Genomic DNA, 25681 nt, shown 5'->3' on the forward strand with positions numbered 1-25681 from the left:
GTCACCGCCGGGGGTCGTGGCAGGAACAGAATTACGGATATTGTAGCTGTGTACCGACGACCACGAAATAGGGTGCGACCATGGACGCGTTGACAGGGCTGCTGGCCGCCCCCGACACCGACGACCTGGACACCCGCATCCTGGACGCCGCCCTGGCCGAGTTCGAGACCTACGGCCTGCGGCGGGTCAGCGTGGAGGACGTCGCCAAGCGCGCCGGGGTGGCCCGCACCACGATCTACCGCCGGTTCACCAACAAGGAGCAGCTTCTCCAGGCCGTGATCCTGCGCGAGGTCCGCCGCTTCCTGACCGCCATCGCCGCGGCGACCGAGGACCTGCCGACCCCCGAGGACGCCGTCGTCGAGGGCTTCGTCGTCGGACTCCAAGGCGCGCGCACGCATCCCCTGATGACCCGCGTCCTGCAGAGCGAGCCCGAGGCGTTCCTGCCGCAGTTGAGCATGAACGGGGGTGCCGTGATGGTCGCCGCCCGCGACATCCTCGCCGACCGCCTGCGCCGGGCCCGTCCCGACGACCCGCAGGACTTCCAGACCGTGGCCGAAGTTCTGCTCCGGGTCGCGGTCTCCCTGCTTCTGGTCCCCGGCGGCGGTCTCGTACTGGACGACGAGGACGCCATTCGCGCCTTCGCCCGCGACTACCTCACCCGGATGCTCCGCCCCCAATAATCAATTGCCCGCCCGGCGCCGCCTTTCGTACCGTTGAGACATCGACGCGGGGTGAAGGGCAACTCGGAAGCCCATCGGTCTCATAAGCCGAGATATGCGGGTTCAAATCCCGTCCCCGCTACTACGGAAACGCCCCTCCGGCCTCAGGGCCGGAGGGGCGTTCCAGTGTCAGACGGGGCGCATGGGGCGGATAGGCTGCCCCGCATGACGATCACCAGCGCCGCTCTCGAGCGGGTCCCCGAACGGGTCCGGCCGATGCTGATCCGCAACCGGGTGCTGGTGAAGTTCGGGCTGTCGGGCGGGATCTGCTTCGTCGTCACCGCGGCGATCAACTTCGCGCTGAAGCTCACCGTTCTGGAGAACAAGCCGGTGACGGCGCTGCTGATCGCGACGGCGTTCGCGACGGTGCTGTCGTACATCCTGCAGCGGGGCTGGGCGTTCCGGGCGGCGGGGGAACGGTGGGCGGGCGAGTTCGCCGTGTTCGTGCTGGTCAACGTCCTGTCGATGGGCGTGAACGCGGTCCCGCTCTATTTCGCGCGCTACTTCTTCAACCTGGAGTATCCCGAGGTCGGCCGGGGTGTCCAGGAGGTCTCCGACTTCGTGAGCGGGATGATCATCGGCACGCTGCTGGCCATGCTGTTCCGCTGGTGGGGCTACCGGCGGTTCGTCTTCCTCACGTACTCTCGGGCTGATTGAACCTCGTTCTAGAACGCCCGGAGGCACGCGCATGGATACGGTCCAGACGACGTACGGCAGGGTCCGGGGGAGCAGGGCCGGTGGAGTGTCGGCCTTCCTGGGCATTCCGTACGCGGCGCCGCCGGTCGGGGTCAACCGCTTCCAGGCGCCCAGGCCGCCGCAGCCGTGGGACGGGGTGCGGGAGACGGTCGCGTTCGGGCCCACCGCGCCCAAGCCCGGCTACCCGAAGCCCTACGACGCGCTGCTGCCCGACCCGGTCGTGCCGGGCGAGGACTGCCTCAACCTGAACGTGTGGACGCCCGACCCCGGCGCGGCCGGGCTGCCGGTCATGGTCTGGATCCACGGCGGCGCGTTCCGCAACGGCTCGGGCGCCGTGACGATCTACGACGGCACCAACTTCGCGCGCGACGGCGTCGTGTGCGTCTCGATCAACTACCGGCTGGGCGTCGAGGGGTTCGCCAACCTGCCGGGCGCGCCGCTGAACCGCGGCCTGCGCGACCAGATCTTCGCCCTGGAGTGGGTACGCGACAACATCGCGGCGTTCGGCGGCGACCCCGGCCAGATCACGGTCTTCGGGGAGTCGGCGGGCGCGATGTCGGTCACGACGCTGCTGTCCCTGGACCTCGGGCTGTTCCACCGCGCGATCGCGCAGAGCGGCGCGGGCAGCATCGCCCAGTCGCCCGAGGACGCGATGCTGATCACCAAGGAGATGGCGACGCGGCTCGGCATCGAGCCGACCGCCGAGGGCTTCGCCGCGCTGGACCCGGCCGACATCATCCCGGTGCAGGCGGCGGTGGCGGCCGAGGTCTCCGCGCTGCCCGACCCGAACCGCTGGGGCCGTACGACGGCGGCCGCCGCGATGTCGCTGATGCCGGTGCTGGACGGCGACGTCTACCCGCGCCGCGCCGAGGACGCGATCGCCGACGGCGCCGGGCGCGACGTGGACCTGCTGATCGGCTACACCAGCGAGGAGTTCCGGCTTTTCCTGATGCCGACCGGGCTGGCGGCGGCGCTGACGCCCGAGCTGGTCGACTTCGCGGTGACCGGCTTCGGCATCGAGCACGGCATCTCGGCGACGTACCGCGACCGCTACCAGGACTCCGCGCCGGGTGAGGTGCTCGCGCAGATCATCACCGACAGCTTCTTCCGCGCGCCCGCCAACCGCGTCGCCGAGTACCACGCCGACTCGCCGACCTGGATGTACGAGTTCGCCTGGCGTTCGCCCGTGAGCGAGCTGGGCGCCTGCCACGCGCTGGAGCTCGGCTTCGTCTTCGACAACCTGGGCAAGCCCGACGCGGCCGGCCTCGCGGGACCGAACCCGCCGCAGAGCCTGGCCGACGCCATGCACAAGGCCTGGCTGGACTTCGCCGTGCACGGCGACCCCGGCTGGGCGCGCTTCGAGCCCGGGTCGCGGATGGTCAAGGTGTACGACGGCGAGTCCAACGCCGTGGTCGCCGACCCGCGCGGCGACGACCGCAAGCTCTGGGAGAAGCACTGACAGGGCGGATACCCCGGTAGCTCACTTCTCGGCGGCGGGCTTGGTGTCGCCGTCGAAGAGGAACGAGACGCGCTCCATGACGCGCTGGCGCTTGGTGTTGTGGAAGGCCGCGATGCGCCACTGGCCGTCGGTGTCGCGGACCAGCGTGTAGGTCTGGGTCTTCGACAGGTCGGCGGGCTTCTTGACCTTGCCCTTGTAGGTGTCGCCGCGGGTGGTGACGATCGCGGTCGTCGGGCCGTAGAAACGGATGGCCAGGTAGGGGTCGGCCAGCTTGGTGCCCTTGACGAAGCCCTTGAACAGGGCACGTTCCGGAGATCCGGGCGTCAACCCCGGGTGGGTTTCGAGTCAGGGGAGGTCCGCCTTGCGGATACAGCAGTGGACGCCCTTGACGATGTCCACGACCTGGGAGATGCGGAAGTCGGCCGCGGCGGACAGATAGGCCAGGGCGACGGGGCCGGGGATGCCGTGGCGTTCGCGGAGGAAGGCCAGCGCGTTGCGGGTGGCCTGCTTGACCGCCTCGTCCAGGTCGCGGTCCAGCCCGAGCACCAGGTGGTCGGTGGCGGTCTCGGCGAACGGCGTCGCCAGCGCGGCGGCCAGGCGCCGGATCGCCGGGTCGGCGTGCACGGTCAGCCGCAGCGTCGCGCGCAGCGGCGCCTCGAAGGCGGTGAGAGCGACCTCGCCGTCGCCCATCGAGAAGTGCGGGTCGCCGACGTAGAACAGCGCGCCCGGCACCTGGACGGGCAGGTAGAGGCGGGCCGAACGGGTCGGGGTGAGCAGGCGGACGTCGATGTTGCCGCCGTGCGGGCCCGGCGGGACCGAGTGGACGGGCTCCTCGGTCGCGGGGGCGACGCCCATGATGCCGAGGAACGGGTCGAGCGGGAAGCGCAGGTCGCGGCCGTCGCCGATGGGGAGCCGGCCGAGGCCGTCGTCGCCGACGGTGGCGATCTGGGAGACGACGCCCGCGCCGCCCTGGGGGTATTCGCCGGGGAGTGCGCCCTTGCCGTGCCGGTTGCTGATCGCGCCGTAGGGGGCGCGGTAGGCCAGGTCGAGGATCTCCACTTCGAGGACGTCGCCGGGCTGCGCGCCGGCGACGGCGATCGGGCCGGTGACCACGTGCGGGCCCTGCGTCGTCGGCTCGTGGTCGCCGTCACCGGCGATCTCGACGGCGTCGGCGAGGAGGTCGGCGCGCCCGAAGCCGGCTTCTCCGAAGAAGGCGGCGGGGTCGCGGCCCTGGTCTTCCAGGAGGCCCTCGTGGCTCACGGTGTCGATCGTCACCGCGACGCCGGAGGCGACCTTGAGCACCGGCTCCGCGGTCGCGTTGGGGAGCAGGCCCCAGGAGATCGTGTCCAGGCCGGACGGGAGGTAGACCTCACCGCGGACCTCGCCCGCGCGGGGCTGTAGTAGCTTCATCGCACACCCGGTTCTGCGCTCGGTTCTCTGCGTGACTCGGGGTGGGAGTACATTCGTATACAACCACCTTCGTGGGCGGTCGATCAACCGGGGGCATTGTTGAGCACCACACGGCGCATGTCGCCGCAACAGGTCTGCAAGGCCGTTCGCGACGACATCATCCGGCGCGTCTTCGCGCCCGGGAGCCGCCTCACCGAGGAGGGGCTCGCCGAGCGGTACGGGGTGTCGCGGGTGCCGGTGCGCGAGGCGCTGCGGACCCTGGAGGCCGAGGGGTTCGTGCACTCGCGGCCGTACGTGGGCACGTTCGTCGCCGAGCTCACCGAGACCGACGCCGCCGACCTGCTGGAGATCCGGAGCCTGCTGGAGCCCGCCTGCGCGGCGCGTGCCGCGGCGAGACGGACGCCCGAGCAGCTCGGGCGGCTGAAGGAACTGGTCGCGCTGGGCCTGGACGCGGTGGCGGACGAGCGGCTGGAGGAGCTCACCCGGCTGAACAGCCGCTTCCACGAGGTGCTGGCCGAGGCGTCCGGCAGCACGATGCTGAGCGGGCTCATCCACCAGCTCAGCCAGAAGATCGCCTGGGTGTACGCGGTCGAGCTGCCGCGCCGGGCGCACGACTCCTGGCAGGAGCACGTGGAGATCTGCGCGGCCCTGGAGGCGGGCGATCCCGAGGCCGCCCGCGCCGCGGTGGCCCGGCACATCGCCAACGCCGAGGCCGCCTACCTGTACCGCTGAGGCGGTCGTATACGATCGGTGGGCATGACCCCCCATGATGCCGCCCTGCTCGCCGGAGCCGGCTTTCTCGCCGGAGTCTGCAACGCCGTCGCGGGCGGCGGCAGCCTGATCACCTTCCCGACGCTGCTGGCCACCGGCCTGCCGCCGGTCACCGCCAACGTCACCAACGCGGTAGGGGTCTGGCCCGGCTACGTCGGCGGGGTCTTCGCGTTCCGTGAGCGGCTCACGGGGCACGGGCGGACGCTGCTGGCGCCGATGATCGCGGCGCTGATCGGCGCGATCTGCGGGGCCGTCCTGCTGCTGCTCCTGCCATCGTCGATCTTCAAGGCCATCGTGCCGTACCTGATCCTGGGCGCGACCGGCGTCTTCGCCGCGCAGCCCCTGATCACCCGGACGCTCAACCGGCTCACCGCGCCGAAGGCGGCTGTTCCCGTTCCGGTGCCGGTCGGCGGGCCAGTCAACGGGCCGGGGGACGGGCCGGGGGACGCGCCGGGCGACGGGACGGGGGACGGGCGGAGCGAGGTGCCTGCGGACGAGGGCGCGGGGGAGCCGGCGCTCGAACGGCACTTCATCGCCCAGCTCATCGGGATTTTCCTTGCGGGCCTGTACGGCGCGTACTTCGCGGGCGGACTCGGCATCATCATCCTCGCCGTGCTGATGCTGACGATGACCGCCGACATTCTCTTGCTCCAGGGCATGAAGAGCGTGCTCCAACTGGGCGTGAGCTCGGTCGCCACGCTGGCGTTCGGCGTCTTCGGGCCGGTCCACTGGTTGTCGGTGCTGGTCCTGGCCCCGGCCTGCCTGCTCGGCGGCAACCTGGGCGGGCGGTTGTCGAAGCTGCTGAAGCCCACCGCGCTGCGGGTCGTCGTGACGGTGTTCGGCGTGGTCATCGGCGTCCGCATGCGGCTCTAGCCCGATGTGAGGTCCCGGTAACGGCGGCGACACGCGCGGCGCGGGAGATCGAAACACGCGGATCGTATACAACTTCTCGTGTCCAGCTTCGTTCTCCACAACGCCCGCATCGCCGGTGCCGACGCACCGGCCGACATCGAGATCACCGGCGGCCGCATCGCCGCGATCGTCCCCGCCACCGGCGCCCCGTGCGCGCCCGGCGACATCGACTGTGACGGCCGGGTCGTCATCCCCGGCCTGATCGAGTCGCACCTGCACCTCGACAAGGCCCTCCTGGACGGCGAGCGCCCGAACCCCGAGGGCACGCTCGCCGCCGCCATCCAGATCACCGCCGACCTCAAGCGCTCGTTCACGCCCGACACCGTCCGCGCACGTGCCCGCCGCGTCCTCGACCAGGCGATCCTGAACGGCACGACGCACGTGCGCGCGCACCCCGACGTCGATCCGATCGTCGGCCTGACGTGCCTGGACGCGATGCTCGACCTCCGCGAGGAGTACCGGGACCGCGTCGATCTGCAGGTCGTCGCGTTCCCCCAAGAGGGCATCGTGCAGGCGCCCGGCACGCTGGACCTCCTCCGCGAAGCCCTCCAGCGCGGCGCGGACGTGGTCGGCGGCTGCACCTACAACGAGCCCGACCTCGCGACCTGTCACCGTCACGTCGACCTGGTCTTCGACCTCGCCGCAGAGTTCGGCGTCCCGGTCGACATGCACGCCGACCTGGCCGACGACGCGAGCGACCCACGTTTCGCATTGGCCGAACACATCGCCGGGGTAACCGAAGAACGCGGCATGTCCGGCCGCGTCGCCCTCGGCCACATGAACTCCCTGGCGGGCCGTTCGGCCGCCGAGCGCAAGGACGCGCTGGCGCGCCTCGCCGCCGCGGGCGTCGCCGTCGTGCCGCTGCCCGCCACCGACCTGCACCTGAGCGGCCGTGCCGACACCGCCAACACGCGCCGGGGCATCGCGCCGGTGCGCGAGCTCTGGGACGCGGGCGTCGTGACCGCCTACAGCTCCAACAACGTCCGCAACGCCTTCACCCCGTACGGCAACGCCGATCTCCTCGACATCGGCCTGTTGCTGGCGCAGACCTCCCACCTGTCCGGCCCCGCCGACCTCGCCCGCGTGCTCGCCATGGCCACCACCGAGGCCGCCCGGGTGCTCGGCCTCACCTCCTACGGCCTGCGCCCCGGCGCCGACGCCGACCTGGTCGTCCTCAGCAGCACCGACCTCGCCGGCGCCCTGCTCGACCGTCCCGACCGCTGTTTCGTCCTCAAGCGCGGCCGGGTGGTCGCCCGCACGACGCGCACGACCGTCCTCGAAGGAGCCTCCGCATGACCGATCAGGCAACCACCATGAAGGACCGCGTACCGCACGAGATCGTCGCCTCGATCCTCGCCGCGACCACCGCGTTCATCGGCGGTACGAGCCTGCACCTGCCGCCGTGGGCGATCTTCATCGGCTGGGCCGGAACGTTCCTCGCCGGTGGCCCGAGCCTCGCCACGGCCCGCCGCCTCTGGCTCGCGATGCCCATGGGCTCGACGTTCGCGCTCATCATCGTGCTGCTGGACGAGCACATCGGCACCGCGCTCGGCGACGGCCAGTTCGCCCGCAACACCGTGCTGGCCGCCATCATCCTGGTCGTCAACACGGCCCTGATGTACACGGGCCGGACCAAGCTCTTCGCCCTCATCCCCGGCATGTTCTTCGGGTTCGCGTCGTACTTCGCGACCTTCTTCGGCGGCTTCGGCTTCGACAAGGGCAACGCCTGGGCCGCCTGGATCTCGGTCATCGCGATGAACGCGCTCGGCCCGGTCTTCGCCTACCTGTCGGTCAAGCTCGCCTTCCCCCGCCCGGTCGGCAAGCCCGCCCCGGCTCCCGCCCTGGCTCCTGAAAACGCCTGAGCGGCGGTAACGCAGAAGACAGGCGATCTCGCCGATGCGCGCGGGATGCGGCGTCCTGACAATCGCAGACGTCGATATCCCCCGGAAGTGCTCCGATCCCCCTAAAACTCCATCGGAGCGCTTCCTCCCCCGAAGGAGAGCGCATCGACATGCTGTCCCGGAACACCCCATCCGGCACGCCCGGATCCGGACGCCGCGCCATCGCGGCCGTTGCCCTCGGCCTCGCCCTGGCGGGCGCGGCCACGGGCATGGCTCCCGCCGCCAACGCCGCGCCCGCCGCAGCCCCCGCCCCCGCACATGCCGCCGCGGCCGCCGCCGACAACCCGTACGAGCGCGGGCCGGCACCGACCAAGGCGAGCATCGAGGCCGTGCGCGGCCCGTTCGCCACGAGCCAGACGACCGTGTCGGCCCTCAGCGTGAGCGGCTTCGGCGGCGGCACGATCTACTACCCGACCGACACCAGCCAGGGAACGTTCGGCGCGATCGCGATGGCGCCCGGCTACACCGCCGACCAGACCAGCCTGGCCTGGCTCGGACCGCGCCTGGCCTCCCAGGGCTTCGTCGTGTTCATCATCGACACGCTCACCCGCCTGGACCAGCCCGACAGCCGGGCCCGCCAGCTCGACTCCGCGCTGAACTACCTGACCGGCCAGAGCTCGGTCCGCTCCCGGCTCGACTCGTCCCGGCTCGGCGTGATGGGCCACTCGATGGGCGGCGGCGGAACGCTCGAGGAGTCGGTGAGCCGGCCCGCGCTGCAGGCGGCGATCCCGCTGACGCCGTGGGACCTCAACACCAACTTCTCCCGTGACCAGGTGCCGACGATGATCGTCGGCGGCCAGCTGGACACGATCGCGCCGGTCGCGGTGCACTCGATCCCGTTCTACAACTCGATCCCCGCGTCGTCGGAGAAGGCCTACCTGGAACTGGCGGGGGCATCGCACTTCGCGCCCAACACCGCCAACACCACGATCGCCAAATACGCGATCTCCTGGCTGAAGCGCTACATCGACAACGACACACGCTACGACCAGTTCCTGTGCCCGCCGCCGAGCGGTGACCTGACCATCTCGCAGTACAGGAACACCTGCCCCAATTCATAAAGGCACGAGAACCCCGATGGCGGCCGTCCGGCACGGCCGCCATCGGTCTGCCTCAGGCCAGCGGCAGCAGCCGTACGGCGCTCAGCGCGAGGACCAGCTCGACGAGATCGCGCGGGCGGGTGAGCGCGCAGCCGGTGAGGCGTTCGAGGCGGCGCAGCCGATTGAGGACCGTGTTGTGGTGGCAATACAACAGCGGCGCCGCGGCGGCCGCCGAGCCGTCGCACTCCAGCCAGGTGGCGAACGTGTCGAGCAGGACGTCCCGGTAGGCCGCGTCCAGCTCCAGCAGCGGCCCGAGCCGGATCCTGCCCAGCCGCCCGGCAAGCCGCGGCTCGGAGACGATCAGCGCGTCGGGCAGTCGCCGGTCGAGCAGGGCGATCTCGGGTTCGGACGAGCAGCATGTACGGATCGCGAGTTCGGCCTGGTGGCGTGCCGTACCGAGCTCCGCGAGCCCGTCCACGACCGCGCTCACTCCGGCGTGCCCGGCGACGTACGGCCGTAGCGTCTCGGTGAGGTCGTCGAGCGTGGCCGGGCCGAGCGCCACGACCGCGACGCGGGTGTCGGCGCGCAGCCGCCAGAAGAACCGCAGCCCGCCGCCCTCGCCGTCCGGCGGCTCCGGTGGTTCGGGCGGCAGCGGAACGCCGATCACCACGACGGCATAGCGGCCGCGCACGGGCAGGCCGAGCGCCTCCGCCGCCGTCGTGAGCAGCGCGCCTTCCGTGCCGCGCCCCTCCAGCAGCGCGTCCACGACCGCCGCCGTTCGCTCCTCGCTGCTGCGCAACAGGTCGTACTCGGTGCGGTGGTACGCGGCGGCAGCGGCGCTCGACAGCTCGTCGATGGTGTGCCAGGTGCGCGTCGCCTGCCGTACGAGAACGGGCACGTGCGCCGGGTCGTCCTCGCTGACGATGTCGACCACGGCCTCCCAGAAGACGCGGCCGGCCAGGCGGTAGGAGCGCAGCAGCTGGTCCAGCGGCTGGCCCTGCTCGGCGCGGCGGCGGCCCAGCCGTTCGGCCCACTCCAGGTCGGCGCGGCCACGGTCGGGATCGAGGATCGTCGCGACGCCGTGCCCCAACCCGACGTGGCAGACCTGCCACAGGTCGTCGCGGAGCTCGGCCGGGCGGTCCCAGCACTCGCCGACGACGATCTCGGCCAGCAACCGGTCGGCGAGATCGGTCAGCCGGGGGGCCAGCCGCCCGACGGCCCGGCGCATGATCGCACGGCCGTCGCGGTCGGCGTGCGCGGTACCGAACGCCACTCGTACCTCCACGCCAGGAGTGGCCGCCCATGGTGCCATCGCGCCCGGACGCTGACCAGACCGCGAGGGCCCGTACCGCCCCGGACTGTGACGGCTCACAACGCCGGGCGTCGCGGATTGCGGCCGGTCCCCGAATTAGAACGGCGCTCTAGACCCGGTCGGGGCCGCGTGCTGATGTATGCCGACCGTCCCGCCCACCCCCCGAGGAGACACGGTGAATCCAGGCCCACCCGGCACACCGGACGGCGCGCCGCCCGACGCGCTGACGGTCACCGAGCTGACGGTCGCCTACGGCCCGGTGCGCGCGCTGCGCGCGGTGTCGCTGCGGGTGCCGGCGGGCGGGGCGGTCGCCGTCCTCGGCGCGAACGGCGCGGGCAAGTCGACGCTGCTGCGGGCCATCTCGGGCGTGCTCCCGTTCCACGGCGGCGAGATCCGCGGCGGCCGGATCGAGGCGGACGGGCGCGACCTGCGCGGCCGCCGCGCCGACGCGATCGTGGCTGACGGGATCGTCCAGGTGCCCGAGGGACGGCAGATCTTCGCCCGCATGACCGTCGCCGAGAACCTCCGCGCGGGCGCCCTCACCGCGTCCCGCCGCGGCGTCGCGGAGACCTACGACCTGGTCATGCGGCTGTTCCCCGTACTGGCCGAACGGCAGCGGCAGCGCGCCGGCCTCCTGTCGGGCGGCGAGCAGCAGATGCTCGCGATCGGCCGCGCGCTGATGGCCCGCCCGCGCCTGCTCCTGCTGGACGAACCGTCGCTGGGCCTGGCCCCGATCGTCATCGACCGCATCGCTGACACGATCCGCGACATCCGGCGCCAGGACATCGCGATCCTGCTGATCGAGCAGAACGCCGCGCTCGCCCTCGACCTGGCCTCGCACGCCTACGTCCTGGAGGTCGGCCGGGTCGCGCTGTCCGGCCCGGCGGCCGAGCTCGCCGCGACCGACGAGGTGCGGCGCCGCTACCTCGGCGACAACGGCGAGATCGACGACGTGCGGGCCGCCACCCGCCCCCTCGCGAGGTGGGCCGGATGACCGACTCACACAAGCCGACCGACGCACACAAGCCGACCGACGCACACAAGCCGACCGACGCACACAAGCCGACCGAGGCGCCTGAACTGACCATCCGCGATCTCACCGTGCGCTTCGCCGGGGTGACGGCGCTGGACGGGGTGGGCTTCACGGTCCGGCCCGGCACCGTGCACGCCCTCGTCGGCCCGAACGGCGCGGGCAAGTCCACCTGCTTCAACGTGCTGTCGGGCGTGGTCCGCGCCTCGGACGGCTCGGTGCGGCTCGGACGGCGCGAGCTGACCGGGCTGCCACCGCACCGGATCGCCGCGCTCGGCGTGGCCCGCACGTTCCAGAACCTCGCGCTCTCGCCGCGCCTGGACGTCGCCGACAACCTGATGCTCGGCCGCCACCGCCTGACCCGTACCGGCATCGCCGCGGCGGGGCTCAGGCTGCCGAGCGCCCGCCAGGAGGAGGCGCGGCACCGCGCCCGCGTCCGGGAGATCGCCGAGTTCGTCGGCATCGCCGATCACCTCGCCACACCCTGCGGCCTGCTCCCGTACGGCGTGCGCAAGCGGGTCGAGCTGGCCCGCGCGCTGTGCCTGGAGCCGCGCGTGCTGCTGCTGGACGAGCCCGCCGCCGGCATGAACGGCACCGAACGGCACGCGCTCACCGGGACGCTGCGCGCCGCGCGGACCTCGCTCGGCCTGTCGATCCTGCTGGTCGAGCACGACATGGGCCTGGTCGGGCGGATCGCCGACGAGGTGACCGTGCTCGACTTCGGCCGCCGCATCGCGACCGGCACGCCCGCGCAGATCCGCCGCGACCCCGCGGTCGTGCGCGCCTACCTCGGCGTTTCGGAACGGAGGGCGGGATGACCGGTCTTCTGGAGGTGCTCGTCAACGGGCTGTCCAGCGGCGCGGTGTACGCGCTGGTCGCGCTCGGGTTCGTCGTCGTTCACAAGGCGACCGAGGTCATCAACTTCGCGCAGCCGTCGCTGCTGCTGGCGGGCGGGCTGCTGATCGCCGAGCTGCACGACGACATCGGCTTCTGGCCGGCCGTCCTCGCCGGGATCGCGGCCACCGCGGCGCTCGGCGCGGCGATCGAGTTCCTCGTGCTGCGCAGGCTGCGGCCCGGCGCGCTCGGCGGGAACGCCACGCTCAGCATCGTCACGATCGGCGTCGACATCGTCCTCACGGTCGAGCTGACCCGCCGCATCGGGACGCGCGTGCTGCCGCTCGGCGACCCGTGGGGCGACAAGGTCGTGCGGCTGGGCGGCGTGACGATCGCGCAGACCCGGATCGCGGCGCTGGCCGTGGCGGTGCTGGCGATCGCCGCGTTCCTGTTGGCGTTCAAGTTCACCTCGTGGGGCGTGGCGATGCGCGCCGCCGCCGAACGCCGCGAGACCGCCGCGCTGATGGGCGTGCGCCTCGGCCGGGTCTCGGCGGGCGCGTGGGCGGTGGCCGGGGCGTTCGCCGCGCTGGCCGCGCTCTTCCTGTGCGTGTTCCCGACGCCGGGCCTGGACCGTACGACCTCCTACGCCGCGCTCAAGGCGCTGCCCGCGGCGGTCATCGGCGGCGTCGACTCCACCACCGGCGCGCTGGTCGGCGGCCTGGTCATCGGGATCACCGAGTCCGCGGTCATCGGCTACCAGACCGACTTCGCGTTGCTCGGCGGCGGCTTCGCGCAGGTCGCGCCGTACCTGCTGATGACGATCGTGCTGCTGGTCCGCCCGGCAGGCCTCTTCGGAACGAGGGAGGCCGCCCGTGTCTGAGCTGCCGAGGCGTGCCGGCTGGGGCCTGGGCATCGCCGTACTGCTGATCCTGCCGTTCTACGCCGGCGCGTTCTGGCTGCAGGCGGGCCTGTTCGCGATGACCGCCGCGATCGGCGCGATCGGCCTGAACGTGCTGACCGGCTCGGCAGGCCAGCTTTCGCTTGCGCACGCGTTCTTCCTGGCCCTCGGCGCGTACGGCTACACGTGGCTGTCCGCCGAGCCCTCGGAGTCGGCGGGCCTGCACCTGTCGGGGCTCGGCCTGCCGACCGCGTTCGCCGCCATCGGCGCGGTCGCACTCGCCGGGCTCATGGGCGGCGCGTGCGCCCCGATCGCCGGGCGGCTGAAGGGCACCTCGCTCGGCATCGCCACGCTCGCGCTCGTCTTCGTCGGCCAGCACCTGCTCTACCGCGCCGAGCCGGTCACGGGCGGGGTGAACGGCCGGGCCGTGCCGCCGCTCGACCTGCTCGGTTTCCGCTTCACCGACACCCCCGACCCGCTGCTGGTGTTCGGCGTCCCGTTCGGCGGCCTGGAACGCCTCTGGTACCTGAGCCTGGCGCTGGTCGCGGTCGCGGCGTGGTTCGCGCGGGGCGTGCTGAACGGCAGGCCGGGCCGCGCGCTCAACACCGTCCGCGACAACGAGATCGCGGCCGGCGCCCTCGGCGTGCCGGTCGCCCGCTACCGGGCCGCGGCTTTCGCGCTGTCCTCGATGTACGCGGGGCTCGCGGGCGTGCTGCTCGCGCTGGTCTTCCAGCGGACCGTGCCGGACTACTTCGGCCTCGCCCTGTCCCTGGACTACCTCGCGATGATCGTCATCGGCGGGCTCGGCACGGTCGGCGGCGCCGTCGCCGGTGCCGCGTTCGTGTCGCTGCTGCCCGCTCTGCTCACCCGGTTCGGCGACGCGCTCCCGATGGTCGCCGAGCCGGGCGGCGACGGCGGTGGACTCGCCCCCGCCGAGGCCGCCCGCCTGATCTACGGCGTCGCGTTCGTCGCCGTCCTGCTCTTCGCTCCCGGGGGCCTGCACGGCCTCGCCACCCGCCGCCACCGCGCGTCCCGCGGACGCCCGCACGACCGGCCCGCCACCCCTGACCCGAGCCACGACCGGACGAACCCGAACCGACCCGAATCCGAGGAGCAGCCCGCATGAGCCCCACACAGGTCCCGATCAGACGCGGTCCACTCAAGCGAGCGGCAGCCGCCGCGGTCATGGTGGTCCTCGCAGCCTCGGCCGCCGGATGCAGCGGCAAGGCGTCCGGCGGCTCGTCCTCGGGCGGCATCAAGACCGGTCCCGGCGTGACCAAGGACAAGATCACGCTCGCCGCGCTGACCGACCTCACCGGCCCGTACGCCGTGTTGGGCAAGAGCGTCACCCAGGCGCAGAAGCTCTACTACGACCAGCTCAACAACGCGGGCGGCGTCTGCGGCCGCAAGATCGACCTGGTCGTCCGCGACCACGGCTACGACGTGCAGAAGGCGCTGGCCGCCTACAGCGAGCTGGCACCGAGGTCGGCGGCGATCCCGCAGGTCATCGGGTCGCCGATCACGATGGCGCTGCGTCCACGGCTGGAGAACGACCACCTGCTGACGCTGCCGCAGGCCTGGGCGCACACCCTGCTTGGCAGCAAGTACGTGCAGGTCACCGGCACCACCTACGACGTGGACATGGTGAACGCCGTCGCGTTCCTCACCAAGGCCAAGGGGATCAAGTCCGGCGACAAGATCGGGCACCTGCGGCTGGAGGGCGACTACGGCCAGAGCGCGCTCGCCGGCGTCCGGTACGCGGCGGGCAAGGCCGGGCTGACCGTGGTCGAGCAGCAGGTGAAGGCGACCGACGCCGACATGACGGCGCAGGCGGGCGCGTTCAAGAAGGCCGGGGTGAAGGCGATCCTGGTCAGCGTCTCGCCCAAGCAGGCCGCCTCGCTCGTCGGGGTGAGCGCCGCGATGGGGCTGAACGTGCCGTTCGCCGCGAGCAACTCGGCGTTCGCGCAGCAGCTGCTGGCGACGCCGGTCGGCCCGATCATGCAGAAGAACTACTACGTGGTGACGGCCGCGGCGCCGTTCAGCGCCGACATCAAGGGGCTGAAGAAGCTCGCGGGCGAGTACCAGATGGCCTACAAGGGGCAGCCGCTCGACAGCGCCGTCCTGTCCGGTTACACGACCGCGGCGGTCGTCGGCGAGGCACTGAAGAAGGCCTGCGCGAACAAGGACCTCACCCGGGACGGCATCGTCGCCGCGCACCGTTCGACGCGCTCGTTCGACCTCGGGCTCGGCGGCGCGCCGGAGGACTTCAGCCAGTGGACCGCCCCGGCCGGCCGCGCCAGCTACATCACCCGGCCCGACAAGACCGCCCTCGGGGGAACGGTCATGGTCGAGCAGGCCACCGAGTCCGATCTGGCCAAGGGGTACAGCGCGCCAAGCGGAGGCTGACCCATGAGCCTGCACCGTCACGCTCGCGAACTGACCCTCATGAACCCGCCTTTCACAAACGATGTGCTGCGGGGCGGGGGAGCGCCGGTGCCGCGCCCCGCCCCGCGTATCACCGGCCTGCTGCGCGCGGAGAACGAGCTGTGCGACGGGTCACTGGCCGTCGCGTGCCGCATGCTCGTGGACGTCGCCGACCACAGCGCGTCCGTCGCGCCCGGCGTCGCCCTCTACGCGCTGGCGCAGGCGGGCGAGGCGGCCGACGCGCTCGGCGACGTGGCGTTCCGCGAGGAGATCGCGTGCCGCGCGCTGGCGTTCGGGCGGCAGCGGGACCCGGCCGCCCAGTTCTGGCACGCGCACGCGATCGGGATGGCGGCCGCGATGCAGGGGCGGCACGAACTCGCGGCGGGCCCGTTGCGCAGGGTCGTGCGCCTGGCCCGCCGCGTCGACGACTGCACGGTCCGGGCGTCGGCGAGCATCGCGGCGCTGATGCTCGGCGACGACCGGCTCGCGTGCGACCTGGCGGCCCAGGCGGTCGCCATCGCGCGGCGCCGCGACGAGGTCATCCAGGAGCCGCGCGCGCTGGCGATCCTTGCGCACTGTGAGATCGCGCTCGGGCGTTATCCCGCCGCGCTGGCCACCTCCCTGGACGGGCTGCGGCTCGCCGGGGCGGCCGGTCAGCTCAACCGCGTCGTCGAGCTCCACGCGCTCGCCGCCCTCGCCGCCGCGCTGCAGGGCGACGAGGAGACGGCGCTGCCGCACCTGGAGAGCCTGTCCGCCGAGGTCGACCGGCGCGGCCTCACCCGGCCCGCAGCGCTCGCGTCGTGGGCTATGGCCTGCCTGGATCTTGCGGCCGACCGGCCCGCCGACGCCGTCGCCCGGCTGCGCACGCCGACCGGCGCGGCGGCCCCGGTCCATCCGGCGGTCAGGCTGCTGGCCGCGCCGTACTTCGTCGAGGCGGCCGTACGCGCGGGACGGCTGGACGCGGCGCGGCGTGCGGCCGACGGCTACGAACGCTGGGCACGCCGTGCGCCCAGCCCGGCACGGCAGGCGCTCGCCGCGCGGTGCCGGGCGCTGCTGCTGCAGAACGAGGCGGACCACCATTTCGCCGCGGCGGTACGGCTGCACATGGCGGGCGACTCGGCGTTCGAGCTGGCCCGGACGCAGCTGCTCCTCGGCCATCACCTGCGCCGGGGCCGCCGCCCTCGCGACGCCCGCGAACCGCTGCGCGAGGCCGTTCACACCTTCGAACGGGCGGGCGCGGGCGCGAGCCGCTGGGCCGACCACGCCCGCGTGGAGTTGCGGGCGGCCGGCGACGCCCTCCCGGGCAGTGCTCCGGCCGCGGGCGGGGCGGCTGCGGGCGGGCCGGACACGCTGTCCGAATTGACCGCCCAGCAGCTGCAGATCTCGCGGCTCGTCGCGGGCGGCGCCACCAACCGGGAGATCGCCGCCCGGCTGCTGATCAGCCCGCGCACGGTGGACGGGCATCTCAGGAACATCTTCAACCGCCTGGGCATCCGCTCCCGCGTGGAACTCGCCCGCCTCGCGGGTGTGTAGTTTCGGTTAGACCGGAGATATATTCGGTCTATGCGAAGTGAAGCGCCCGCGCTGCTCCCGATCTTCCGGTCGAGGGGCCAGGCGAGGCTGCTCACGCTCCTCTTCCTGCACCCCGATCAGGAGTACACGCTCTCCGACCTGGCCAGGCGGCTGCAGATGTCCCTGTCGACCGTCCACGGCGAGGTCACCCGGCTGGAGGACGCCGAGCTGATCACCTCACGGCCGGTGGGGCGGGCTCGGCTGCTCCGGGCCAACCAGGCCAACCGCCTGACCGCGCCGCTGACGCACCTGCTCACCCTCACCTTCGGCCCCCAGGAGGCCGTGGGGAAGGAGTTCGCCGGGCTGAACGCCCAGGCCGTGCTGATCTTCGGCTCGTGGGCGCGGCGCTACGAGGGCGAGCCCGGCCCGCCGCCCAACGACGTGGACGTGCTCGTCCTCGGCGACGTCGATCGCGCGGCCGTCTACGAGGCGGCCGAGCGCGCGCAGGCCCGCCTCGATCTGCAGGTCAACCCGGTCGTCCGGCCCGCCGACCGCTGGGACTCCGCCGCCGCGGATCCGCTGGTGAACCAGATCATGGAGTCTCCGTATGTGATTGCATACGGGGACCTTCCAGAGTGAGGACACCATGGCGCGATGGGGCCGAGGCGAGGCACTGGTCGAACGCCTCCTGTCCGAGGGGCAGCTCCAGCAGGTCCAGGGGCCTGCCGCCGATGGCGAGCCCTGGCTGGCCAAGGCCCGGCGTACGCACTCAGCCGCTGCCGCCGTGGCCTCCGTGGACCCCGACAGCTCGTTCGTGCTGGCCTACGACGCCGCGCGCCTAGCGTGTACGGCACTCCTCGCCCAGCAGGGGTTGCGCCCGACGACCACCGGCGGTCACCGCGTCGTGGACGAGGTGCTGCGCGCCCAGTTCGGTGACGTCTTCCGGCCGTATCGCGCGCTTCGCATCCGGCGGAACGAGTTGGAGTACCCGGCGTACCCCGGCGACAGCGCTCAGGAGCAAGAAGCGGACGGAGCGCTGGCCAACGCGGCCAAGCTCATCGATTCTGCCGAGAAGCTGCTGCCCAACCTGTCTCTGTTCTAGGGGCAGGGTTCTAGGGGCAGGATTCAGGGTTCTAGGGGCAGGATTCAGGGACGGGGTTCTCGGGGCGGGACCCTAAGGGACAGGCCTAGTCGTGGGCGCGGATCCACTTCAGTAGCGCGGCGCGGGCTCCGGGCATGCCGAGCAGGGCGATTCCGTGCCTGTCGCCGGGAAGCGTGCGCACCGCGCAGGACACCTTGGCCGCGTTCAACTTCGCGCAGAGCGTGTGCGAGGGCCCTGCGGGAACGAAGTCGCCCGCCGAATGCATGATGTACATCGGCACGTCGCCCTTACCGGCCCCGTTGTAGACGACCAGGTCGACCCAGCGCTTCCAGCACGTCTTGTTGCTGCGTTCGGGCGTGCAGCGGGTCAGCAGCACCCCGGCGTCCCGAAGCTTGCGTTTGTTCTCCCCGGCCCTGGACGTCTGGCCGTCCCGGTAGCCCCGGTAAGGATCGACGACGGGGGAGAGGGCGGCGACGGCCTTGACGGTCTTGGCCCCCTTGCCGCGCGTGCCGACGGCCGTGGCCATCTGCCCGCCCGCCGACGAGCCGACCAGCACGACCCGCTTCGGGTTCACGGCGAAGGTGTGCGCATGCGATGTGACCCAGCCGATGGCCCTGTAGAGGTCGTTGCGCTGGGCGGGCCAGCGCGCTTGCGTGTTGAGCCGGTAGTTGATGGTGAAGACCGCGTAGCCCCTGTCGCTGAACCATCGCCCCTCATTGGTCCAAGCGCTCTTGTCGCCCTCGTACCAGTAGCCGCCGTGGATGAGCACGAGCGCGGGCCGGGCCTTCCTGCTCTTGCGGTAGATGGCGTCCAGCCGGTTGCGGGCGTAGGGCCCGTAGGCGTACGTGTGCTCCACTCGTGCAGCGGTCGCCGCTACTCGCGCGCTTTCAGCGGAGCCGTTGTCCGAGCTGGTGATGGCTGGCTCGCGTTCACCCGCGAGCGCGAGGCGCTGGCCCTGCGGTGCGGCCGTGGAGTCAAGGTGGACGCCGGTGTGGGCGCGCAGCCATGACAAGGTCTTGCTGCGCAGGGAGGAATCCAGGAGCGCCCCGCCACTCGCCTTGCCCGACACCGTCCTCACGGTGACGTCGCGGTCCCCGTGCTGAACGAGCGCGTCCCTGAGCTGCTCGCTGTGCCGTACGGGGATCGGGTCGCCCGCCGAGTGGACCAGGTACATGGGGGCGTCATCGCCGCTGGCGTAGGTGGCCGGGTTCATGTCGCGGTAGCGGGCATGGCAGCGGGCCTCGTTGGTGGCCATCGAGCAGTCGCCCAGGACCACCGTCTGGTCGCGCAGCTTGCGGCGCGTCGCCGACGCGGCGGTCGTCTGCGCAGACGTGTAGGCCAGCTCCGGCGACGCGATCGGCGACAACCCGACGACCGCCCGTACGCCACCGCCCCGCGTTCCCAGCTGCGCGGCGAGTTCTCCGCCCGACTGGGCTCCCAGCACCGCGATCCGGTTGCGGTCGAGCCTGAACGACCCGGCATGCGACCTGATCCAGCGCACCGCCGCGAACGCGTCGTCACGAGGCGCGGGCCAGGCGGCGTCGGTGTTGAAACGGTGGTCCACGGCGAACACCGCGAAGCCCTGCTTGGCGTACCACTGCGCCGTGGACTTCCAGTCCTTCTTGCTGCCGCCGTTCCAGAGACCGCCGTGCAGCAGCACCAGCCCAGGCTGCGTGCCCCTCGCGGAGGTGTTCCAGTAAGCGTCCAGGGACTGCCGCGCGCGCTTCCCGTACGCGTAGGTCCTGGCGTGCAGGGCGGCGGCCGCGTGAGCCCCGGCCGACGGGATCACCACGGAAAGGCCGAACAAGCCGGTCACCACAACCGCCGGTCGCACGTACCTGCGCATCAGCCGGCCTTTCGCCTCTGGAACGTGACGATGGGGGAACGCTGTGTGATGGGGGAGTGCTGAGTAAAGACGGGCGTGTGTGGCCATCGGTTGACCTGAGGCGTGAGTGATGTGGGTCACATTTATTGGCTCACGTGGCCCTAGGATCATCAGCTTGGACTGTTCAGTTTCAGGTGTACAGTTTCAGATGTACAGTTTAGGTGTACAGTTGGGACTGAACGTTTGGGGGTGTGATGGACGAAGTGATCTCGGATGAGGCCGCGCGGGCGGCGTTCGACACCCGTGTGGCGGTCGGCCGGCTCGTCCGGCGGTTCCGGAGCCTGGCCGTGGAGGGCGACCTGTCCACCGGGCAGGCCTCGGTCCTCGTACGGCTGGACAAGGAGGGCCCGGCGTCGGCGAGCGAGCTCGCGGCGGCCGAACGGGTGCGCCCGCAGTCCATGGCCACGATCGTTCTCGCGCTGGAGGAGGCCGGGCTCGTGGAGCGCCACCGCGACCCCGAGGACGGCCGGCGCCAGCTGGTCACGCTGACCGGGCGCGGGCGCGAGCGGCGGATGGACGTCCGGCGCGCCAAGGAGGCCTGGCTGGCCCGGGAACTGCAGGAACGCTGCACCGACGAGGAACTGCGGAAGGTCATCGAGGTGATGGAGATCGTGGACGCGGTGGCGCAGTCATGACGAGCCTTCTGGTCAAGGCCCGCCGAACGCGCCGGACGCACCGGCCGCAGGACGGCTTCGACCGGAGGCTCATCGCCCCGATGATCCTGGGTTCGATCCTGAACCCGATCAACTCCTCGATGCTCGCGGTCGCGCTGATCCCCATCGGCCGCGCGTTCCACGCCTCGCCCGCCCAGACCGTCTGGCTGGTGTCCGGTCTCTACCTGGCGACCGCCGTGAGCCAGCCGGTCATCGGCAGGCTGGTCGACATCTGCGGCCCGCGCCTGCTCTACCTCACCGGAACGTCGCTCGTCGGGCTCGCCGGGCTGCTGGGCGTGGTCGCCCCGAACCTGGGCGTCCTCGTCCTGTCCCGTGTCCTCTTAGGAGTCGGCACGTCCGCCGCCTATCCCGCGGCGATGTACCTGCTCCGCGCCGAATCCGACCGCACCGGAAGGCAGAACCCGACCGGCGTACTGACGGCCCTGTCGGTCGCCAACCAGGTCATCGCCGTCATAGGCCCGACCCTGGGCGGCCTGCTCATCGGCGCCGGTGGCTGGCACCTCATCTTCGCCATCAACGTTCCGCTGTCGCTGGCGTGCCTGGTGCTTGGAACGGTCCGGCTCCCCAAGCGTCCCTTCTCGGAGTGGTCGGGCGACCGCCTGGACGTCACCGGGATGGTCCTCTTCGCCGCCATGCTCACCTCGTTCATGCTGTTCCTGATCGAGCCGTCGTTCGGGCACTGGTACATGCCGGTGATCGGAGCGGCCGCGGCGACCGGCTTCTCCTTCCAGGAGACGCGCCACGAGCAGCCGTTCATCGACCTGCGCGTGCTGAGCGGGAACATTCCCTTGCTGGCCACCTATGCCAGGCAGCTCTGCGCATACATCACCTCCTACGCCTTCCTCTACGGCTACAGCCAGTGGCTCCAGGACGGCAGGGGCCTGGGCGCGACCGTCGCGGGTCTTCTGCTTCTGCCCATGTCGGCCGCCGCGATCGTCGTCACCACGTTCACCGGCCGTCATCCCCAGGTGCGCGGCAAGCTCTTCGTCGGCGCGGCGGTCCAGCTCGTCGGCATCGTGGCGCTGCTGACCGTCGGCCCCGGCAGCACTCTGTGGTGGCTGGCGGTGATCGGCGTCCTGATCGGCATCCCGCAGGGCCTGAACGGCCTGGCCAACCAGAACGCCCTCTACTCCCAGGCCGAACCCGCCCGGATGGGCTCGTCCGCCGGCCTCCTGCGCACGGCCACCTATCTGGGGGCGCTCGTGGCGTCCGCCGCGAACGCCGCGTTCTTCCAGCACGGCGCCACCACCGCCGGCATGCACGACATGACCTGGCTCCTGCTGGTCGTCGGACTCGTGCTCCTCCTGCTCGTCCTGGTCGACCGTTCACTCCGCCTGGTCGGCCGTCCTCAACCGTCCGCCCAGGCCCCGTCCACCCCGGCCCCGTCCGCCCCGGCCCCGTCCGCCCCGGCCCCGTCGACCCCGTCCACCCCGACCGACCGGACTGCCCCGTCCGACCCGTCCACCCCGCCCACCCCGTCCAATCCGCGAAAGGCCACCTGATGCCCGTCACCACGATCGACCCCGCGACCGCGCTCGTCGTCATCGACCTGCAGAACGGCGTGCTGACCATGCCCGGCGACCCGTTCCCCACGGCCGACGTCCTGGCCCGCAACGTCGAGCTGGCGAACGCCTTCCGCGCCCGCGGCCTCCACGTGGTCCTGGTCCGCGTGACGTTCGCCGCCGACGGCGCCGACGCCGTCCCCGGCCGCACCGACCAGTCAGGAACGGGCTCGCCCCGCGCCTTCCCCGAGGGCTGGGACCGGCTCTCCGACCAGCTCGCGGGCCACCCCGAGGACATCGTCGTCACCAAGCGCAACTGGTCGGCGTTCTATGGCACCGACCTCGACCTGCACCTGCGCCGCCGCGGCGTCACCCAGATCGTCCTCACCGGCGTGGCGACCAGCATCGGCGTCGAGTCGACCGCCCGCGCCGCGCACGAGCACGGCTACCACGTCACCCTGGCCACCGACGCCATGACCGACCGGGACGGCGGCGCGCACACCAACAGCATCGAGAAGATCTTCCCGCGCCTCGGCGAGACCGGCACCACCGCCGACATCCTGGCCGCCCTGGACAAGGCCGGTTCCTGATCTCAGTCGTGCCCCCTGACGCTTCCCGGCCTGTGCGGCCGGGGAGCGTTTTCATCTGCTGGGAACAACGCCGTTGCGGAGGGCGATGAAGAGCCGCTCCAGGCGCTCGCGGTGGTCGTCCGCCACGGCGTCCGGCGGGTCCCCGGCGGTGAGGCGGCGGGCGGTCTCCACCAGCACGGTGCTGTAACCGCCGATGAAGAACGCGGCGAACAGCGCCGGATCGCCCTTGAACGCCGGGTCCTTCTCCAGCTCCTCGGTGAGGAGGCGCTGCAGGTCGGAGGCGATCTCTCGTGCGCGGGCGATCAGCGCGGGGGAGGCGGCGACGACCTTGAAGAACGGGATGGAGCCGTCGGCGACGCCGGAGAGGCCCTGCCGCTCATCGAGGATGCGGAGGGACGCGTCGCGCAGCGAGGCCAGGACGTCGACGCCCGGAGCGCGGTCGCGTACGGCCGAGCGCAGGAGTTCGGCGGCGTCGACCTGGCGGTCGAGGAGGAGGTCCTCCTTGCGCGGGAAGTGCTTGAAGACCGTGACGCTCGACACCCCGGCCTCCCGCGCCACCTCGGCCACCGTGACCGCGTCGAACCCGCGCTCGAAGAAGAGCCGGGTCGCGACCTGGGAGATCTTCGCGCGCGTCTTCGGGCCGCCTCGCTCGCTGGTTCTGGGCATCCGACCTCACTTACTTGTGTAACTAAACTTAGTCACTTAACCTAGTGGCATGTCCTCTAACCGCTCCACCGCCATTGTCTCCAGGTCTCCGCGATCACTGCGGGAGGCGTGGGTCGCCCTCGCGGGCCTGTCCGCGGTGTTCCTCTTCGAGATGCTCGACAACTCGATCCTGAACGTCGCGCTGCCCACGATCGGCCGCGACCTGCACGCCTCCACGACCGCCCTGCAATGGGTGACCGGGGCGTACGCGGTCGTGTTCGGCGGGCTGATGCTGGCGTTCGGCGCGATCGCCGACCGGTTCGGCCGCCGCCGGATCATGCTCGCCGGGCTGGCGCTGCTCGGCGTGGCGAGCCTGGCGACGGCGTTCGTCACCACCTCCGAACAGCTGATCGCCGTCCGCGCGGCGATGGGCGTCGCCGCCGCGATGACCACGCCGGGATCGATGGCGCTGGCGTTCCGGATGTTCGACGACGACGACCTGCGCGTCCGCGCGACCACGCTCATCTCGACCGTGGGCCTGGTCGGGCTCGCGGTCGGCCCCACGGCGGGCGGCTTCATCCTGTCGATCGCGCCCTGGCAGGTCCTGCTGCTGGTGAACGCGCCGGTCGCCGTCCTCGCCATCGTCGGCCTGCGTACCGGCATCGCCCCGGACGACCCGGCCGACCTGCACCGCGACCCGGCCGACATCCCGGGCGCGGCACTCGGCACGGCGACGATCGTGTTCGCGCTTGTCGCGCCGACGCTGTTCGTGAACGAGGGCGCCGGATCGTGGATCCCGTGGGCGATCACGGCCGCGGCCGTCGTGGCGGCGGTCCTGTTCGTCGTACGGGAACGTACGGCGCGCCACCCGCTCCTGGACCTCAAGCTCGTCGCGCACCCCCTGGTCTCCAGCGGCCTGGCGTTCAAGGCGGCGTCCGGGCTGGCGACCGCGGGCCTCGGCTACCTGGTCACGCTGCAACTGCAGCTCGACTGGGGATGGACGCCCGGACTCGCCTCCCTCGGGATGCTGCCGCAGGTCATCGTCCTCGTCGCGGGCGGCGCGCTGATCACCCCGCTGATGCGGCGGGTCGGCCTGGAACGGGCCGCCTGGCTCAGCGCCGCGACGGTCGTGCTCGGGCTCGCGGTCTTCGGGCTGCTGGGCAGGCTCGGGTACGTGTGGGTCGCGCTCGCCCTCGTGCTCGTCGCGGCCGGGATGCGCGTGGTCGGCGTCGTCGCCGGGACCAACGTGCTGCGCGGCCTGCCGGAGAACCGGACCACGATCGGCGCGGCCCTCATCGACACCGCCGGCGAGGTCACCGCAGGCACGGGCATCGCCGTCGCCGGCACCCTCCTCGCCGCGATGTTCACCGGCCCGATCGCCGCCCCGGACTGGAGCGCGCACCAGACCGGCCAGTTCCGCGACGCCGTCACGATCGCGAGCCTCGCCCTGACCGCCATGGCCGCCGCGCTCGTCGGCTGGGGCATCGCCCGTTCCCGCCACGCAGCGAACCCCGCGGGCGATGCGGGCGGCGCGGGCGATGCGGGCGATGCGGGCGATGCGGGCGGCGCGGGCGGCGCGGGCGATGCGGACGGCGCGAACGCGGCGAACACGGCCCGCGATGCGGACGGTGCGACCGCGTCCGCCGACGACGCGGCGGCTCGGGGCGCCGGTCAGCCGGCTTGAGCTTTCAGCACGTCAGGTAGCGGTGGAGCATGGCGACCAGCTCGTTCTCGAAGCGTTCTGCCTGCTCGGTCTCGCCGTGCGCGTAGAACCGGTGCACCAGCGACTCGATCGAGTTCACCACCAGCCGGGCCGCCATGGCCAGGTCGGCGACGCGTACCTCGGGAGCTTCCGCGAGCAGGGCCTGCGCGGCCTCGATCGCCTGCTCCTCGGCGGTGTGCAGCATGGCCAGCAAGTCGGGCGGCCGGGGCGCCTCCTCGAACAGAACGCGGTGCAGCGCCGGGTCGTCGCGGTGGTTGTCCATGGCGGCCCGTACGAAGACCCGGATCTTGCCGTCCAGCGACTCGGGCAGACCGCCCTCCAGCCGCCGGGTCACGGCGGCGATGCCCGACTCGGCGTGCGCGGTGACCAGCTCGGCCAGGATCGCGTCCTTGTTCGGGAAGTACTGGTAGAGCGAGCCGATCGAGTGCCCGGCCGCCGCCGCGATGCGGTTGGTGGTGCCCGCCGCGTACCCGTGCTCGGCGAAAACGCGAGCAGCCGCGGCGAGGATGCGGTCGTGGGTCTCCACCGCACGCTCCTGCCGCGGCTGCTTCCTGGGCTTCAGCCGTTTGGTCGTCCCCACCCTGAACCGCTCCTGACCCACCCTGGCCTCAGCAAAAGCGAGTAGCCAGAAAACCGAGCAAT

26 protein-coding genes and 1 tRNA gene are annotated in these 25681 nt (G+C 72.0%); 21 read left to right on the forward strand and 6 right to left on the reverse strand.

The genetic code is table 11. The features are described 5' to 3' along the window. The first annotated feature begins 80 nt into the window (after nucleotides 1–80). The 4 genes from J4573_RS24160 (at nucleotide 81) to J4573_RS24175 (ending at nucleotide 2874) form a co-directional block, all read left to right on the forward strand. On the forward strand, nucleotides 81–680 hold the full coding sequence (locus J4573_RS24160; RefSeq protein ID WP_208258113.1) for a TetR/AcrR family transcriptional regulator: 600 nt from the start codon (nucleotides 81–83) through the stop codon (nucleotides 678–680). Nucleotides 681–725: 45 nt separating this feature from the next. Next, a tRNA-Met gene (locus tag J4573_RS24165) sits at nucleotides 726–801 on the forward strand. Nucleotides 802–884: 83 nt separating this feature from the next. Next, complete coding sequence (locus J4573_RS24170; RefSeq protein ID WP_208258114.1) at nucleotides 885–1376, forward strand: GtrA family protein; 492 nt, start codon at nucleotides 885–887, stop codon at nucleotides 1374–1376. Nucleotides 1377–1407: 31 nt separating this feature from the next. Beyond that, the gene (locus J4573_RS24175) at nucleotides 1408–2874 is read left to right on the forward strand and encodes a carboxylesterase/lipase family protein (protein WP_208258115.1); all 1467 of its coding nucleotides are present in this window, start codon (nucleotides 1408–1410) and stop codon (nucleotides 2872–2874) included. A 21-nt stretch (nucleotides 2875–2895) separates the two neighbouring features. Here the strand turns inward: J4573_RS24175 and J4573_RS24180 are convergent, their stop codons facing one another. Both J4573_RS24180 and J4573_RS24185 read right to left on the reverse strand, forming a co-directional pair. Beyond that, nucleotides 2896–3201: an SgcJ/EcaC family oxidoreductase gene (locus J4573_RS24180; RefSeq protein WP_208258116.1), complete on the reverse strand. Its 306-nt coding sequence runs from the start codon at nucleotides 3199–3201 to the stop codon at nucleotides 2896–2898. An 18-nt stretch (nucleotides 3202–3219) separates the two neighbouring features. Continuing rightward, complete coding sequence (locus J4573_RS24185) at nucleotides 3220–4284, reverse strand: acetamidase/formamidase family protein (RefSeq protein WP_208258117.1); 1065 nt, start codon at nucleotides 4282–4284, stop codon at nucleotides 3220–3222. A 117-nt stretch (nucleotides 4285–4401) separates the two neighbouring features. Between J4573_RS24185 and J4573_RS24190 the strand changes: the two genes are divergently transcribed. The 5 genes from J4573_RS24190 to J4573_RS24210 all read left to right on the forward strand — a co-directional run bounded on the left by J4573_RS24190 (nucleotide 4402) and on the right by J4573_RS24210 (nucleotide 8929). Next, on the forward strand, nucleotides 4402–5016 hold the full coding sequence (locus tag J4573_RS24190) for a GntR family transcriptional regulator (protein WP_208258118.1): 615 nt from the start codon (nucleotides 4402–4404) through the stop codon (nucleotides 5014–5016). Between the two features lie 24 nt (nucleotides 5017–5040). After that, nucleotides 5041–5928 (forward strand): sulfite exporter TauE/SafE family protein, encoded by an 888-nt coding sequence (locus J4573_RS24195; protein ID WP_208258119.1) that lies wholly within the window; start codon nucleotides 5041–5043, stop codon nucleotides 5926–5928. 78 nt (nucleotides 5929–6006) lie between these two features. Then, nucleotides 6007–7263 (forward strand): amidohydrolase family protein, encoded by a 1257-nt coding sequence (locus tag J4573_RS24200; RefSeq protein WP_208258120.1) that lies wholly within the window; start codon nucleotides 6007–6009, stop codon nucleotides 7261–7263. Continuing rightward, complete coding sequence (locus tag J4573_RS24205; protein WP_208258121.1) at nucleotides 7260–7829, forward strand: DUF1097 domain-containing protein; 570 nt, start codon at nucleotides 7260–7262, stop codon at nucleotides 7827–7829. The genes J4573_RS24200 and J4573_RS24205 overlap by 4 nt, the downstream gene beginning before the upstream one ends. Nucleotides 7830–7978: 149 nt before the next feature. Next, nucleotides 7979–8929 (forward strand): alpha/beta hydrolase family protein, encoded by a 951-nt coding sequence (locus J4573_RS24210; protein ID WP_372442880.1) that lies wholly within the window; start codon nucleotides 7979–7981, stop codon nucleotides 8927–8929. Nucleotides 8930–8981: 52 nt separating this feature from the next. Here J4573_RS24210 and J4573_RS24215 read toward each other — a convergent pair whose 3' ends face one another. After that, entirely contained in the window at nucleotides 8982–10181 is a 1200-nt protein-coding gene (locus J4573_RS24215) for a PucR family transcriptional regulator (RefSeq protein ID WP_307796837.1), read from the reverse strand. Between the two features lie 214 nt (nucleotides 10182–10395). Here J4573_RS24215 and J4573_RS24220 point away from each other — a divergent pair, with 214 nt between their 5' ends. The 8 genes from J4573_RS24220 (at nucleotide 10396) to J4573_RS24255 (ending at nucleotide 18020) form a co-directional block, all read left to right on the forward strand. Next, nucleotides 10396–11214, forward strand: coding sequence for an ABC transporter ATP-binding protein (locus J4573_RS24220; protein ID WP_307796839.1), 819 nt, complete (start codon nucleotides 10396–10398; stop codon nucleotides 11212–11214). Continuing rightward, the gene (locus J4573_RS24225; protein ID WP_208258124.1) at nucleotides 11211–12068 is read left to right on the forward strand and encodes an ABC transporter ATP-binding protein; all 858 of its coding nucleotides are present in this window, start codon (nucleotides 11211–11213) and stop codon (nucleotides 12066–12068) included. Before J4573_RS24220 ends, J4573_RS24225 begins: the two co-directional genes overlap by 4 nt. Beyond that, entirely contained in the window at nucleotides 12065–12964 is a 900-nt protein-coding gene (locus J4573_RS24230; protein WP_208258125.1) for a branched-chain amino acid ABC transporter permease, read from the forward strand. The genes J4573_RS24225 and J4573_RS24230 overlap by 4 nt, the downstream gene beginning before the upstream one ends. Next, a complete protein-coding gene (locus J4573_RS24235; protein ID WP_307796840.1) occupies nucleotides 12957–14108 on the forward strand; it encodes a branched-chain amino acid ABC transporter permease in 1152 nt (383 codons plus the stop codon). Before J4573_RS24230 ends, J4573_RS24235 begins: the two co-directional genes overlap by 8 nt. Next, complete coding sequence (locus J4573_RS24240) at nucleotides 14105–15388, forward strand: ABC transporter substrate-binding protein (RefSeq protein ID WP_208258126.1); 1284 nt, start codon at nucleotides 14105–14107, stop codon at nucleotides 15386–15388. The genes J4573_RS24235 and J4573_RS24240 overlap by 4 nt, the downstream gene beginning before the upstream one ends. Nucleotides 15389–15475: 87 nt before the next feature. Further along, on the forward strand, nucleotides 15476–16939 hold the full coding sequence (locus tag J4573_RS56180) for a helix-turn-helix transcriptional regulator (protein ID WP_208258127.1): 1464 nt from the start codon (nucleotides 15476–15478) through the stop codon (nucleotides 16937–16939). Between the two features lie 30 nt (nucleotides 16940–16969). After that, nucleotides 16970–17557 carry a winged helix-turn-helix domain-containing protein gene (locus tag J4573_RS24250; protein WP_208258128.1) on the forward strand — a complete coding sequence of 196 codons (588 nt, stop codon included), beginning with the start codon at nucleotides 16970–16972 and terminating at the stop codon, nucleotides 17555–17557. Between the two features lie 7 nt (nucleotides 17558–17564). Then, the gene (locus J4573_RS24255) at nucleotides 17565–18020 is read left to right on the forward strand and encodes a hypothetical protein (protein WP_208258129.1); all 456 of its coding nucleotides are present in this window, start codon (nucleotides 17565–17567) and stop codon (nucleotides 18018–18020) included. A gap of 85 nt (nucleotides 18021–18105) precedes the next feature. Here the strand turns inward: J4573_RS24255 and J4573_RS24260 are convergent, their stop codons facing one another. Then, nucleotides 18106–19827 carry an alpha/beta hydrolase gene (locus J4573_RS24260; RefSeq protein ID WP_208258130.1) on the reverse strand — a complete coding sequence of 574 codons (1722 nt, stop codon included), beginning with the start codon at nucleotides 19825–19827 and terminating at the stop codon, nucleotides 18106–18108. Between the two features lie 272 nt (nucleotides 19828–20099). Between J4573_RS24260 and J4573_RS24265 the strand changes: the two genes are divergently transcribed. From J4573_RS24265 to J4573_RS24275, 3 genes are read left to right on the forward strand one after another with little or no spacing between them, the layout of a single operon-like run. Continuing rightward, a complete protein-coding gene (locus J4573_RS24265) occupies nucleotides 20100–20540 on the forward strand; it encodes a MarR family winged helix-turn-helix transcriptional regulator (protein WP_208258131.1) in 441 nt (146 codons plus the stop codon). Beyond that, complete coding sequence (locus J4573_RS24270) at nucleotides 20537–22081, forward strand: MFS transporter (RefSeq protein ID WP_208258132.1); 1545 nt, start codon at nucleotides 20537–20539, stop codon at nucleotides 22079–22081. The genes J4573_RS24265 and J4573_RS24270 overlap by 4 nt, the downstream gene beginning before the upstream one ends. Next, entirely contained in the window at nucleotides 22081–22671 is a 591-nt protein-coding gene (locus tag J4573_RS24275) for a hydrolase (RefSeq protein ID WP_208258133.1), read from the forward strand. The genes J4573_RS24270 and J4573_RS24275 overlap by 1 nt, the downstream gene beginning before the upstream one ends. A gap of 51 nt (nucleotides 22672–22722) precedes the next feature. Here the strand turns inward: J4573_RS24275 and J4573_RS24280 are convergent, their stop codons facing one another. Further along, a complete protein-coding gene (locus J4573_RS24280) occupies nucleotides 22723–23337 on the reverse strand; it encodes a TetR/AcrR family transcriptional regulator (RefSeq protein WP_208258134.1) in 615 nt (204 codons plus the stop codon). Between the two features lie 49 nt (nucleotides 23338–23386). Between J4573_RS24280 and J4573_RS24285 the strand changes: the two genes are divergently transcribed. After that, nucleotides 23387–25000, forward strand: a complete 1614-nt coding sequence (locus tag J4573_RS24285) for an MFS transporter (RefSeq protein ID WP_208258135.1) — start codon at nucleotides 23387–23389, stop codon at nucleotides 24998–25000. Nucleotides 25001–25004: 4 nt separating this feature from the next. On the opposite strand, the gene J4573_RS24290 is transcribed toward J4573_RS24285, so the two are convergent. Then, a complete protein-coding gene (locus J4573_RS24290) occupies nucleotides 25005–25565 on the reverse strand; it encodes a TetR/AcrR family transcriptional regulator (protein ID WP_307796841.1) in 561 nt (186 codons plus the stop codon). Nucleotides 25566–25681: the final 116 nt, after the last annotated feature.

Source organism: Actinomadura barringtoniae (genome assembly GCF_017573505.1).
Lineage (GTDB): Bacteria > Actinomycetota > Actinomycetes > Streptosporangiales > Streptosporangiaceae > Spirillospora > Spirillospora barringtoniae.